The organism is Arthrobacter sp. SPG23 (genome assembly GCF_000876655.1).
Lineage (GTDB): Bacteria > Actinomycetota > Actinomycetes > Actinomycetales > Micrococcaceae > Arthrobacter.
Genome location: NZ_JYCN01000022.1, coordinates 53,718 through 66,698 on the forward strand (window position 1 = coordinate 53,718; position 12,981 = coordinate 66,698).

Genomic DNA, 12,981 nt, shown 5'->3' on the forward strand with positions numbered 1-12,981 from the left:
AAACGACACCTGCTGCTACCTACTTGGGTTTAGGGGCGGACGACGGCGGTTCCGCTGGCTTGCTCTTCGATCCTCGCCAGGACCTCGGGTGCCGTGAGGTTCTCGCCCAGCAGGTTCGGTTTGCCGGTGCCGTGGTAGTCCGAGGAGCCCGTGACCAGCAGGCCGTGCTCTTCAGCGAGCGCACGGAGCATGGTCCGGCCGCGCTCAGTGTTGTCGCGGTGGTCGATTTCCAGGCCGGCCAGTCCGGCGTCGATCATTTCCAGGTAGGTGTGCCTGCCCACCACCCTTCCGCGGGCGGACGCCACCGGGTGGGCGAACACGGGCACGCCTCCCGCCTCCCGGACCAGTGCAACGGCGAAGGCCGGATCCGGGGCGTAGTGCTGGACAAAGTACCGGGACTGCGATGTCAGGATCGAGGCAAAGGCCTCGGTCCGGTCCGCGACCACCCCGGCCGCCACCAGGGCGTCGGCGATGTGCGGCCGTCCCAGCGTTGCACCCGGCGCCACATGGTGGATGACGTCGTCCCAGCTCAACGGGTAATCCTCTGCCAGGAGGGTGACCATGCGTTCGGCCCGGATGAGGCGCGCGTCCTTGGCCTTGGTGATCTCTTCCAGCAGGCCGGGATGCGCCGGATCGTGGAGGTAACTGAGCAGGTGGACGCTGATGCCTTCCTCCGTCCGGCAGGAAATCTCCATGCCGGGCACCAGGGCAACCCCTTCGGCCCGGGCAGCCCGGGATGCCTCAGCCCAGCCGTCGGTGGAGTCGTGGTCGGTCAGGGCCACCACATCCAGTCCTGCAGCTGCGGCGGCCGCCATCACCGCTGCGGGCGCCTCCGTGCCGTCGGAAACATTCGAGTGGGCATGCAGATCAATCCTCACCTGCCCAGCCTAGTTGATGGCCGGCGTGGACGGCCGGCGCAGTGGTCAGTGGAGTGGCCGGTGCAGGGTTCGGTGGCCCCGGCCACGCCGCTGGTGAGACTATGGGACGGTGAACGATGCAGACAACACCTACACCGGTGAAACGACAGCAAACCAGCCCCTCGAAGAGCGCGTCAACAACCGCTCGCAGCGGCCCAGTTCCGACGCCTTCAAGGCCTTCATGGCCAGCAACTGGGCGCCCTCGGCACAGGAGCTCCCGGACCGGGACGCCGTTGCCGATCACGCCGCCGCCCGGCGCCGGACCATTTCCGGCCTGTTCAAAGGCGAACGCCTGGTAGTCCCTGCCGGGCCGCTGAAGGTCCGCTCCAATGACTGCGACTACCGTTTCCGCCCCCACTCGGGATTTGCCCACCTGACGGGCCTGGGCCTCGACCACGAGCCCGACGCTGTGCTCATTTTCGAACCGGTTGAAGAAGGAAAGGGCGACGACGGCGGGAACCACCGCGCCACTCTTTACTTCCGCCCCCTTGCCGGCCGGGACACCGAACAGTTCTATGCAGACTCCCGCTCGGGTGAATTCTGGATCGGCGCCCGCCCGACGCTGGCAGAATTCGAGCGCCGGCTGGGCCTCCCCACGGCTCCCATCGACGAGCTCGAACTGGCCATCACCAAGAACGTGGGCGCCCCCGAAATTGGCGGCATCTCCATCCGGCTGGTGCGCAAGGTGGATGAGAACATCGACGCATTGGTGGACACGGCCCGCTACAACACCGCCAAGGATCCGGACAACCTGGACCTGGGCGTGCTGGACGCCCTCGACGAGAAGCTCACCGAGGCCCTCTCCGAACTCCGTCTGCTCAAGGATGCGTGGGAAGTCGAGCAGATGAAGATCGCCGTGGCCGCCACGGTGGAAGGTTTCACCGAAGTGGTCAAGGCCCTCCCCCGCGCCCTGACGCACCAGCGCGGCGAACGTGTGGTCGAGGGTGCCTTCTTTGCCCGTGCCCGGGAAGAGGGCAACGAGCTGGGCTACGACACCATCGCGGCCTCGGGCAACAACGCCACGGTGCTGCACTGGACGCGGAACACCGGAAAGGTCAACGCCGGCGAACTGCTGCTGCTGGACGCAGGCGTTGAGGCGGATTCCCTCTACACTGCGGACGTCACCCGCACCCTGCCCGCCAACGGCACGTTCACCGAGGTCCAGCGCAAGGTCTACGAGGCTGTCCTGGACGCCGCGGACGCCGGCTTCGCCGCGGCTCAGCCGGGCACCAAGTTCCGCGACATCCACACGGCCGCCACCACAGTCCTGGCCGAGCGGCTGGCCGAATGGGGCCTGCTGCCCGTCTCCGTCGAGGAAGCCATCAGCCCCGAGGGCCAGCAGCACCGCCGCTGGATGCCCCACGGCACCAGCCACCACCTTGGCCTCGACGTGCACGACTGCGCCCAGGCCAAGCGCGAGCTCTACCTGGACGGCGTCCTCACCCCGGGCATGGTGTTCACCATCGAGCCGGGCCTGTACTTCAAGAACGAAGACCTCGCGATTCCGGCGGAATACCGCGGCATCGGCGTCCGGATCGAGGACGACATCCTGATGACGGCCGACGGCCCCGTCAACCTCAGCGCCGCCCTTCCCCGCAAGGCGGACGACGTCGAGGCCTGGATGGCGGGCATCTACCAGGAAGTCGAGCACCCGCAGCCGTAAGCTGCTTACACAAAGGCCTCCGTCCGGATTCTTCCGGACGGAGGCCTTGGTGTAGCGGGGCTAATGCTGGTTGCCGCCCTCGGCGGTTTCCTGCCTGGGAGCGTCCTCCTGTTTGGGGGCGTCGCTCACCCGGACACCGTACTGCGGCCGGCCGTCCGGGAGGTCCGGGTAGCGCACTGCGGGTGTTGGCACGGCCCGGTGCTGGCCCTGTTCACCGGCGGGGGCCTGCGGCCCGTGGCCCGCTGCGGGCGCAGCGTGCGCACCCGTGGACGGCTGGCTCCCGGCCTCTGGCGCTTTTTGGCCGTAAGGATCACTCCAGCCCGCGGGGCGCTGGGGACCGGATCCCTGCTGCGGGCCGTGCTCCGGCCCCTGCTGTTGGAACGGCTGGTTCTGGTAGCCCCCCTGACCGTAGGATGCGGCCCCGGCGGAGGCATCCGACGTGGTCATGGGCAGCTGCTGCAGCATGCGGCGGGCCTCATGGGATGCCTCAAAGGCCACGACGACGTCGTAGTTGGTGGCCACCACCTGGCTCGTGGAGGTAAAGTCGCGCTTCCCCCGCTGCATGGCGTAGGTCACGATGCCGAAAAGCATAAAGAACGCCGCACCCATGAGCACTGAGGTCACGATCGAGAAGTAGCCGCCGGTGGGCGAGAAGAAGGACAGCATGACGCCCACGAACAGGCCGAACCACATTCCGCTCAGTGCGCCCGACAAAGCGACCCGGGGGTAGCTCAGCCGGCCGGTGACGCGCTCAACCATCTTCAGGTCGTTACCCACGATGGACACCAGCTGGACGGGGAACTGCTGGTCTGCCAGGTAGTCCACCGCCTTTTGGGCGTCCAGGTAGGAGGAATACGAACCGACGGTGTCCCCGGCCGGAACCGTGCGGAACTCGTCCGGCCCGTTCGGGACACCGGCCTTGGGGGCACCAAAAATGTTTGACATACCTCTATTCTTGCCCATCCGGCTGTGAGCGGGCTGAAATTCAGCTAAAAGAGAGCAGACTCGGTAGCCTGTAGTGGTGAGCACAAATATTTCGCGGGTGTTTGTTGCGCGCCTCCTCGGACTGGATGTTTTCGACCCCCTGGGCGACCGTCTCGGCAGGCTGCGCGACGTCGTCGTGCTCTCCCGCGGCACCCGGGGCGCCCCGCACGTGGTAGGCATCGTCGTGGAAGTACCCGGCAAGAAGCGCGTCTTCGTGCCGATGACCCGAATCACCTCAATCGACCAGACCCAGATCATCTGCACGGGCCTGGTCAATTTGCGCCGCTTCGAACAGCGCGGCGCGGAAACCCTCGTGGTGGCTGAGATGTTCGACCGCCGCGTGACCCTCGCCGATGGCAGCGGCGACGCCACCATCGAGGACATCGCGATGGACAAGCACCGTTCCGGCGACTGGTTTGTCAGCAAGCTTTTCGTCCGCCGCGGCCACTCCCTCTCCCCGTTGAGCCGGCTGCGCCGCAACGAGACCATGATCATCGACTGGGCAGACGCGCAGCAGGGCGCCAAGACGGAGCCGCAGGCCGCCACCCAGTTCGTCGCCACCCACGAGGACCTGAAGCCTGCCGACTTCGCCGAGGCCCTCCAGGAAATGAGCGATAAGCGCCGCTTCGAGGTCGCCAGCGAACTCCAGGACGAGCGCCTGGCCGATGTCCTCCAGGAGATGCCCGAAGGTGACCAGGTGGAAATCCTCTCCGCCCTCGACGTCAACCGCGCCGCCGACGTGCTGGAGGAAATGGACCCGGACGACGCCGCCGACCTCCTCGCCGAACTCCCCAGCGCCCAGGCGGAGGAACTGCTCCAGCTCATGGAACCCGAGGGTGCCGAAGACGTCCGCCGCCTACTGGAGTACGACGAGGACACCGCCGGCGGTCTGATGACCCCGGTCCCGGTCATCCTCCCGCCAGAGGCCACCGTCGCCGAGGCCCTCGCCCACGTCCGCCGCGAGGAACTCTCCCCTGCCCTGGCCTCGTCGATCTTCATTGCCCGGCCTCCGCTGGAGACGCCGACCGGCCGTTTCCTCGGCGTCGTCCACATCCAGCAGCTGCTGCGCTACCCGCCGCCGGAACCGCTGGGCAACCTCGTGGACAAAACCCTGGAACCGGTCTCGGACCAGGCGCACATCAGCGAGGTGGCTCGTACCCTGGCCACCTACAACCTCAACTCGCTCCCCGTGGTAAACAGCGACGGTCGGCTTGTGGGGGCGGTGACTGTTGATGACGTGTTGGATCACCTACTCCCGGATGACTGGCGCGCCCACGAGGACGACGCCCCGATAAGGAAGCTTGGAGGCCGCGTTGGCTGATAACAGCACACCCAGAACCTCCACTGCCCGGCCGGGCGGTAAGGGCGGCGGCAAAGGCGGCCTCGACACGCCCCTCAGCGGCCGTCAGCGCATCCTGCCTAATTTCCGGCCTGACCCGGACGCCTTCGGCCATGCCACCGAGGGCTTTGCCCGCTTCATGGGCACGCCGCAGTTCCTGCTCTACATGACGGTGTTTTGTGTGTTCTGGCTGGGCTGGAACACCTGGGCCCCGGTTGAATGGCAGTTTGATTCACGGGCACTCGGCTTCACGCTGCTGACCCTGATGCTGTCCCTCCAGGCCTCCTACGCCGCTCCGCTGCTGCTGCTCGCGCAGAACCGCCAGGATGACAGGGACAAGGTCTCGCTCCAGCAGGACCGCCAGCGCGCCGAGCGGAACCTCTCGGATACCGAGTACCTCACCAGGGAACTGGCGTCGCTGCGCATCGCACTGCGCGAAGTTGCCACCCGTGACTACGTCCGTGCCGAACTTCGCAGCCTCCTGGAGGACATGCTGGAGGCGCAGGAAGAACTCCGCACGCATGACCCGTCCGGTGCCGGCAGCCACGAGTCGCCCAAGGACAAGGTCAAGGAGCGGCTGAAGGAACGGCGCGACAAGCAGCGCAACCCGCGGACCCAGCAGATCCCCAGGGTCAGGCCGGAACATCCCGGATACCCTGCGCACCTAAATACCCCCGAAAGCTGAGCACCGACCGTATGAGCACCCCCCTGGCGCAGGCACTGGACGCTGCACTGGCCACTGTCATCGATCCCGAACTGCGCCGCCCCATCACCGAACTCGGCATGGTGGAGTCGGTGGATATCACCGACGACGGCCGGGTCCGGCTCGTTGTGCTGCTCACCATTGCGGGCTGCCCGCTTCGCGGCACCATCACCGCGGACTCAACGGCCGCCCTGTCCGCGGTCCCCGGAGTGACCGCGGTCGCCGTCGAGCTTAAAGTCATGACGCAGGAGCAGCGGGACGCCTTGAAAGAGCAGCTCCGCGGACCCGGCGGCCAGCGCGGGATTCCGTTCAACCAGCCCGGTTCACTCACCAAGGTCTTTGCCGTGGCCAGCGGCAAGGGCGGAGTGGGCAAGTCCTCCGTGACGGTCAACCTCGCCTGCGCCATGGCTGCCCAGGGCCTGCGCGTCGGCATCATCGACGCAGACGTGTACGGCTTCTCGGTCCCGGCCCTGATGGGCATCGACCAGGCCCCCACCCGTGTGGACGACATGATCCTGCCGCCGGTGGCGTACGGCGTGAAAGTTATCTCCATCGGCATGTTCGTCAAGGGCAACCAGCCGGTGGCGTGGCGCGGGCCCATGCTTCACCGGGCCCTTGAGCAGTTCCTCACCGACGTCTACTTCGGCGACCTGGACGCCCTTCTCCTTGACCTTCCGCCGGGCACCGGCGACATCGCCATTTCCGTGGCGCAGCTGCTTCCGAAAGCAGAGATCCTGGTGGTCACCACGCCGCAAACCGCCGCCGCCGACGTCGCCGAGCGGGCGGGTGCCATCGCCATGCAGACGGGTCAGTCCGTGGCAGGGATCGTGGAGAACATGTCCTACCTGGAAATGCCCGACGGCGGCAGGATGGAACTGTTTGGCAGCGGCGGCGGCGCTGTCCTCGCCGAGCGGCTGACCGCAACGGTCGGGTCCGACGTCCCGCTACTGGGCCAGGTGCCCCTGGACATCCTGCTCCGCGAGGGCGGTGACGCCGGCCGGCCGATCGTGCTGGGCCGGCCTGAGACTCCTGCAGCCAAGGCACTGACGGAAATTGCGGGGAAGCTCGCGGCAAGGCCGCGTGGGCTGACGGGAATGAAGCTGGGCCTGCAGCCCCGGTAATTGAGCCGTCAGCCCCGGTGATTGAGCCTGCCGAAACCGGGCCTAGGTGGCCTCGGTGTCGAACGGTGCCCGCTCGCCGTCGGCCAGCCGTTCAATAACGCGTGCCGGGCGCTCCTCCGCGTAGGACGCGGCCGAGGCCGAGGCGACGGCCGCAACCGCTGCGGGCGCCCCGGCGCTGACGGGCTTGGTGTCGTCGTCGAGCAGGGCTTCCTTGATAATCCGGCGGGGATCGTACTGGCGCGGGTCGTATTTCTTCCAGTCAACCTCGTCGATGTCGATCCCGACTTCGTCCTTGATCTGTTCCCGGGCGCCGGACGCCATCCGCCGGACTTCCTTGACCAGGTTCGCCAGCTTCTGGGTGTATTCGGGCAGCCGGCTGGGGCCGATCACCAGGACGCCGATGATCAGCAGAAGAAGAAATTCCGGACCGTTGATTCCAAACACCCTAGGAAGATTACCCTCTCCGGCACACTGGTGACGATTCTGACGCGGACCACAGCACGCCGCCCCCGGCGGGCTGGCAGCTCATGGCGTGAGCAGCTCGATCATGCGGCCCAGTCCGCGCTGCAGCCTCGCGGTCAGCTCTTCCGGAGCCGCGGCGGCAGTTCCGGCCGCTGCGTCCCTTGCGGGCTCCTCGATGGCGCGCACGGGCTTCACGGAACCCGTGCGGACCAGCTCTGCCACGCCGTCGTCCGCCGTGTCAGCGGGCAAATCCGAAATGTAGGTGAACGTCACACCCGGTGCCTGGTAAATGGCCCGCCACGGCGCCGCAGCGTTGATCCACAGTGCCCCGCCTGCGGAAGCGCCGGCAGCGCCGTCGGGCGCAGGCACGAACCCGTCGTCCGCGGCAGGACGGCCTGTCAGGATATTCGTGGGCGAGGACGCCGGCACCGCCGATGATTCAGCGCCCACTGCGTCCGGCTGCGGATGCTGTTCCAGGACGGTGGCAAAGTGCTTTCCGTCGGTAAGCCTCAGCTCCAGGACGCCCTGCCCCGCCACCGCTTCACGGCGGGCCCACAGCATGTGGAAGCCCATGTCCCGGAGCTCCGGGCATGACCATCCCTGCGCGCGGAGCCCCTCAAGGTCGGCGCTTGTCAGCATGCCGGCGGCCCCCAGGGACGCGGAGCCGGTCGACGACTGCAGCCCGAACGTGGTTTCCTCCTGCTGAACCGACGCTACGGGGGCTCCCTGTGCCACGGGCTGAGGGTCTCCGGCCATGAAATAAGCGGCTGCGGTGACTACGCCTGCCGCGGCAACGGCTCCGCCGGCTGCGAGGCCCAGCAGCCTCAGCGGCTGCGGCCCCGGGGCGCCGGCACCGGCTGCGTGCCAGGCCGCGGTGTTTCCGCCCGGCCCCGCGGGCGCGCTGGCGAGTTGCTGGGTCCGGGCCAGCAGCCTGGCCGTGAAGTCGTCGCTCGCCGCGGGGATCGAGGCGCGGCGCATGCGTTCAAGATACTGGCGCTCACGCCACTGCAGGGACGTGCATTCGGGGCAGGACTTAATGTGGTTGGCACTGCGGCCGCGCTTGCTGCGCGGCAGAAGTCCGCGCGTACAGCTGCCTCCAAGGCCACGCAGCAGGTTTATCAGCTGACCCATGGAGCCGATCAGAGGATGCCGGCGATGCGCGGCAGTTTGAGCCGCGGCTTGAGGGACTGCCTGGTGCGGGGATCACGGTGCGCCAGCTTTTCCCGGAGCATGGTGCGCCCGCGGTGGATGCGGGACCGCACGGTTCCGAGTTTGACGCCCAACGCCTCGGCCACCTCGTCATAGGACAGGCCTTCGAGGTCGCAAAGTACGACGGCGGCCCGGAAGTCCGGGGGCAGTTCCTCCAGGGCCGCCTGCACGTCGAGGTCCAGGTTGTTGAATTCGAAGCTCTGTTCCGGGCCGGGTTCGCGGCCGGGCAGCCGCGATTCGGCGTCTTCCGCGAGGGCGTCGAAGCGGATGCGGCTCTTGCGGCGGGCCTGGTCCAGGAAGAGGTTGGTGGTGATCCGGTGCAGCCAGCCGTCCAGGGTGCCGGGCTTGAAGTTCTCCAGCGACCGGAAGACGCGGACGAACACCTCCTGGGTGAGGTCTTCGGCGTCGTACTTGTTGCCGGTCAAACGGTAGGCAAGGCGGTAGACCTTGGCGGAGTGGTTCGTGACCACTTCCTCCCAGGTTGGCCTGACCCACTCGGCTTCTGACTGGGCCACTGAATCTTCAATTGCCGGGACAGGTGCCACAACTGATGCTGACATCGTCCACTCCCCTCGTGGATGGTACTAACGCCTGAATGGTGCTGACACCAGTACTTCGGCGCCGATCACCTCCTGGATGAGCGGATAATCATCATTTCAAAGTTGGCTGGGAATTTCCTGACTTTCCCGGGGCTTCAGCCTTGGGCGGAAACATGCCTCCCATGCCGGCGGACCGGAAACGGTGGTTCCTGTCACATCGGGCCGGAGCCACAGGCCGCCCGGCCGTCACCTCCGGGCCCGGCACCCCCGGACACAGTACGCTGTTAGGAACAATCCCCTGCCGCCCAGAAAGCGAATCCTCATGAGCGCCGATAAGTCCACGAGCTGGTCCTATGCAGAAGATCTGCCTGCCGAGGATGAAGTATTGCTGCATGCTCGGGAGCGTTCCTTTGAACTGGGCGTGACCCCGGTCGGACCGGGCGTCGGAGCGGTGCTGACCGTACTGGCGGCAGCTTCGAAAGCACAGACAGCGGTGGAAATCGGCACGGGCGCCGGCGTGTCCGGTGTCTGCCTGCTCCGCGGCCTCGGCCCCCAGGCGGTCCTGACCACCATCGACGTGGACGTGGAACACCTCAGGGCGGCACGGGAGGCATTCCAGGAAGCCGGAAGCCCTGCCAACCGCACGCGCACCATTTCCGGCCGTGCCGGCGACGTGCTGCCGCGGCTGACCGACGGCGCCTACGACCTTGTGTTCATCGACGCGGACAAGCCGGGCATCCCGGGCTATGTAGAGCAGGCCATCCGCCTGTTGAAGCGCGGGGGCCTGCTGATCATCAACGACGCCCTCGACAAGGACCGTGTGGCCAACCCGGCGGCCCGGGATTCAACCACGGTGGTTCTTCGCCAGGTGGGCAAGGCAATCCGCGACGACGAACGGCTGGCCTCGGCCATGCTGCCCACCGGTGACGGTTTGTTGGTAGCGGTCAAGAAATAAGGAAGGACCCGCAGCCATACGGCTGCGGGCCCTTCCCGAGCAAATCTATTCGGTAACGCCGACGAGGCATTCCTTGAGGTTTGCCGCCTCTGCCGCGTTAAGTTCGACCACAAGCCGCCCCCCGCCTTCGAGCGGCACACGCATAATCAAGCTGCGGCCCTCTTTGGTTACTTCCATAGGGCCGTCGCCGGTGCGTGGTTTCATAGCCGCCATGAGGAAAATCCCCTCCAATAGTCCCAGGACCTACCAGCCCGGGCGGGCTGTGGCCGCGTCGTCAATCAAGCCGCTATGGCGGCCTTGCAGCTACCGCCATGGCTGAACAGATGTGAATGCAATTTGTTCATGCTTAACCCCTATTATCCTGTAATTACCCGGCTGTAGCTAATTGATGGATTTTCTTCATCACTTGGAAAATTGTGGCCGACTGTGGCCTCCGTCATAATGCCGCGGACCGGCTCAGGGCGGATAGTCTCCCCCGCCCGGCAGCTGGGCCCAGGCCCACAGCCACACGATCCAGACAATCTGGAGCAGGACGAACATGGTGACCACGGTTCCCCGGTAGGCGCGGGAACGCGACAGGAGGGCTGCGCTCAGCGCCAGCGGAAAGAGCGGCAGCAGCATCCGGAATGTGCTGGTTTGCGGGTGCAGGAACACAAGCAGGTAACCCATGTAGCAGACACACCAGAGCCGCAACTCGGCCCCCAGGGCCACCACGGGCGGAGAACTCATCAGCAGCGCGAAGGCGGCAACGAACACAAATGGCGCCAGGATGCCCAGCACGGGCCCGAAAAGCTGGATCCCGGTGTCGAACCAGGGTTTAAAGGGAACCAGGTCATGGCCGCGCCAGACGGTTTCCGTCTTGGTATAGGCAGCGGGATCACCGGTTACCGCCCAGGCGATGGCGGGCCACATCAGGGCGCTGAGTCCGCTGATGGCGGTCAAAGCCGCAAGGGCCAGGAGGTCACGTCTGCTGTGCGGCGGGTCCGTCCGGCCACCCGGGACGGCGGGACGGGTGCGCTCCCACAGACGGTAGGCGAGCAACCCTCCGGCCATGGCGGCAAACGGAACCCCCGTGGGCCGGGAAAGGCACATCAGGACGACTACCGGCATAGCCCACAGATATCGCCTCTGCATGACCAGGAGCAGTGCCGACGCCAGCAGCAGCAGGTTCAGCGACTCGGCATAGGGAACCTGGAGGACGGCGGCCACGGGGAAGGTGGAGAAGAAGGCCACCCCCCACATCGCCGTGCGGTGGGCGGCTTTCTGCCGGAAGAGGCAATACACCACCAGGGCGGCGCCCAGCCCGGCAGCCATTGCGATGAACGTGAGTGCCAGGGCGGGATCCAGGCCCGTCATGGCCGACACTGCCCGCCCCAGCATCGGAAAGAGCGCGTAAAAAGCCCAGGCGTTCTCCCGCACGTTACCGCCGTCGTCCACGGGAAGCTGACGCGGGTAACCGTTCAGGAGCACCTCGCCGTACCAGCGGGCGTCCCAGATGTTGATGAAGTTCCAGTAGTCAGGCTTGGCGGGGAACCATGGATTGACTCCCTGGTGCAGGGCGGCCGCCATAAAGATGCAGGCGCTGACAATCCGTGCAGCGACATAGACGCATGCCACCTGCGCCCACCATGGCCACCCGCCCGCGCGTGCAGCGGCCGATCCCATCCTTTTCCGAACCAAGGCGTTCAGTCCCGGGTTTCCCTCCTGCACCACCCGTCCCGCGGAAGCGCCCTGTTGGCTCAAGGCCCGCTCTCCCCCCGCTGCGCCGGCGCGTGGAGTTCCATCCGCAGCCGTTCAATTTCGCGGTCCTTGGCGGCAAGCTGGTCCCTGAGATCGTCCAAGACCTGGTCAACCTGATCCATGCGGTAGCCGCGCAGTCCCAGGGCAAACCGGACCCGGTCAATATCGGCAGGCGAGGCCTCCGCAGGAAGCAGTACCGGGGGCAGCGAGGCGACGGGCTCGTCGAAACCGTCCAAAAGCGCGGACTCGGCGGCCCGCCGGCGACGAAAGACACCCGACGCGGAGTCAGCTCCGAAGAAGAGCGCGGCGCCGATCAGAGCGATGGCGAGGAATATCAGGAAGAAACTCACAGGCTCCATCGTGCCAGACGCCGGCGCAGCCGTTACTCCGGTCGCTGGTTGCCGTTCGGCCCGACCGCTCCGTTGCCTGCACTGGTTCCCGGCGACGGCCGGATGGCACCGTGGATCACCAGGTCCACAGCATGTGCAGGCTCGTCCACAACCTGGATGAGGCTCAGGTCCTTCTCGGAGATCATGCCGTCCTCCACGAGCGTGCCCCTGATCCAGTCGATCATCGGCCCCCAGAAAGCAGTGCCGAGGAGCACGATCGGGAACGAGGTGACCTTCCGGGTCTGGACCAGGACCATCGCCTCGAAGAGTTCGTCCAGGGTGCCCAGGCCGCCCGGAAGCACAATAAAGCCCTGGGCATACTTCACGAACATCGTCTTCCGCGCGAAGAAATAGCGGAAGTTGATCCCGAGGTCCACCCACTGGTTGAGGCCTTGTTCGAACGGGAGCTCAATGCCGAGACCTACGGAGACACCGTTGCCCTGGACGGCACCCTTATTGGCCGCTTCCATGGAGCCCGGCCCGCCGCCGGTAATGACCGCCACCCCGGCTTCGGCCAGCTTGCGGCCCACCTCAACGCCAAGCTCGTAGTAGACGGAGCCGGGCTTGGTGCGGGCGGACCCGAACACGCTGACGGCCGGCCCCAGATCCGCGAGTGCTCCAAAGCCTTCAACGAACTCGCTCTGGATCCTGAGGACCCGCCACGGATCCGTGTGGACGAACTGACCCGGCCCTTTCGTGTCCAGCAGGTGCTGGTCCGACATCTCCACTGCCGCCTGTTTGCGCCGCAGCTCCAGCGGACCCTTGTGACGGGTGGCAATGGGAGGTACTGGAGTTGGAGAAGGCTGCGGATCGGTACTCATCCACCAAGGCTAGCGCGGTTCGACAAGCGCGGCGGTCCGGCGCGTCCGAACCCGCAGGAGCAGGAACCCGGGGCGCTGACCTGCAGGTATCTCTTGAATTACGATCTGCATGAAGTTGGAGTGATTGCCGTCATATCCC

General features: G+C 66.4%; 14 protein-coding genes. 5 read left to right on the top strand and 9 right to left on the bottom strand.

Features of this window, described 5'->3' with window-relative positions; translation table 11 throughout:
- Positions 1 to 29: 29 nt before the first annotated feature.
- A complete protein-coding gene (locus TV39_RS14440; RefSeq protein ID WP_043482749.1) occupies positions 30 to 878 on the bottom strand; it encodes a PHP domain-containing protein in 849 nt (282 codons plus the stop codon).
- Between the two features lie 109 nt (positions 879 to 987).
- On the opposite strand from TV39_RS14440, the gene TV39_RS14445 reads away from it, so the two are divergent.
- On the top strand, positions 988 to 2,580 hold the full coding sequence (locus TV39_RS14445; RefSeq protein ID WP_043482751.1) for an aminopeptidase P family protein: 1,593 nt from the start codon (positions 988 to 990) through the stop codon (positions 2,578 to 2,580).
- A gap of 60 nt (positions 2,581 to 2,640) precedes the next feature.
- Here the strand turns inward: TV39_RS14445 and TV39_RS14450 are convergent, their stop codons facing one another.
- Complete coding sequence (locus tag TV39_RS14450; RefSeq protein WP_043482752.1) at positions 2,641 to 3,525, bottom strand: general stress protein; 885 nt, start codon at positions 3,523 to 3,525, stop codon at positions 2,641 to 2,643.
- Positions 3,526 to 3,601: 76 nt separating this feature from the next.
- Between TV39_RS14450 and TV39_RS14455 the strand changes: the two genes are divergently transcribed.
- From TV39_RS14455 to TV39_RS14465, 3 genes are read left to right on the top strand one after another with little or no spacing between them, the layout of a single operon-like run.
- Positions 3,602 to 4,885 carry a magnesium transporter MgtE N-terminal domain-containing protein gene (locus tag TV39_RS14455; RefSeq protein WP_011692630.1) on the top strand — a complete coding sequence of 428 codons (1,284 nt, stop codon included), beginning with the start codon at positions 3,602 to 3,604 and terminating at the stop codon, positions 4,883 to 4,885.
- Positions 4,866 to 5,588, top strand: a complete 723-nt coding sequence (locus TV39_RS14460; RefSeq protein WP_043482753.1) for a DUF1003 domain-containing protein — start codon at positions 4,866 to 4,868, stop codon at positions 5,586 to 5,588. The genes TV39_RS14455 and TV39_RS14460 overlap by 20 nt, the downstream gene beginning before the upstream one ends.
- Positions 5,589 to 5,599: 11 nt before the next feature.
- Positions 5,600 to 6,727 carry an Mrp/NBP35 family ATP-binding protein gene (locus tag TV39_RS14465; protein WP_043482754.1) on the top strand — a complete coding sequence of 376 codons (1,128 nt, stop codon included), beginning with the start codon at positions 5,600 to 5,602 and terminating at the stop codon, positions 6,725 to 6,727.
- 42 nt (positions 6,728 to 6,769) lie between these two features.
- Here TV39_RS14465 and TV39_RS14470 read toward each other — a convergent pair whose 3' ends face one another.
- The 3 genes from TV39_RS14470 to sigE form a co-directional block, all read right to left on the bottom strand.
- Positions 6,770 to 7,171: a protein translocase TatA gene (locus TV39_RS14470; protein ID WP_043482756.1), complete on the bottom strand. Its 402-nt coding sequence runs from the start codon at positions 7,169 to 7,171 to the stop codon at positions 6,770 to 6,772.
- Positions 7,172 to 7,252: 81 nt separating this feature from the next.
- A complete protein-coding gene (locus TV39_RS14475; protein WP_235347401.1) occupies positions 7,253 to 8,320 on the bottom strand; it encodes an anti-sigma factor in 1,068 nt (355 codons plus the stop codon).
- A gap of 8 nt (positions 8,321 to 8,328) precedes the next feature.
- Positions 8,329 to 8,958 (bottom strand): RNA polymerase sigma factor SigE, encoded by a 630-nt coding sequence (gene sigE / locus TV39_RS14480; RefSeq protein ID WP_011692635.1) that lies wholly within the window; start codon positions 8,956 to 8,958, stop codon positions 8,329 to 8,331.
- A gap of 301 nt (positions 8,959 to 9,259) precedes the next feature.
- Between sigE and TV39_RS14485 the strand changes: the two genes are divergently transcribed.
- Positions 9,260 to 9,892, top strand: a complete 633-nt coding sequence (locus TV39_RS14485; protein ID WP_043482758.1) for an O-methyltransferase — start codon at positions 9,260 to 9,262, stop codon at positions 9,890 to 9,892.
- Positions 9,893 to 9,937: 45 nt separating this feature from the next.
- Here the strand turns inward: TV39_RS14485 and TV39_RS14490 are convergent, their stop codons facing one another.
- From TV39_RS14490 to TV39_RS14505, 4 genes are all read right to left on the bottom strand, one after another.
- Positions 9,938 to 10,105, bottom strand: a complete 168-nt coding sequence (locus TV39_RS14490) for a DUF3117 domain-containing protein (protein WP_009357720.1) — start codon at positions 10,103 to 10,105, stop codon at positions 9,938 to 9,940.
- 243 nt (positions 10,106 to 10,348) lie between these two features.
- Positions 10,349 to 11,557: a hypothetical protein gene (locus tag TV39_RS14495; protein WP_043482762.1), complete on the bottom strand. Its 1,209-nt coding sequence runs from the start codon at positions 11,555 to 11,557 to the stop codon at positions 10,349 to 10,351.
- Positions 11,558 to 11,631: 74 nt separating this feature from the next.
- Complete coding sequence (locus tag TV39_RS14500; protein ID WP_043482764.1) at positions 11,632 to 11,991, bottom strand: DivIVA domain-containing protein; 360 nt, start codon at positions 11,989 to 11,991, stop codon at positions 11,632 to 11,634.
- A 23-nt stretch (positions 11,992 to 12,014) separates the two neighbouring features.
- Positions 12,015 to 12,842, bottom strand: coding sequence for a TIGR00730 family Rossman fold protein (locus tag TV39_RS14505; RefSeq protein WP_043482766.1), 828 nt, complete (start codon positions 12,840 to 12,842; stop codon positions 12,015 to 12,017).
- Positions 12,843 to 12,981: the final 139 nt, after the last annotated feature.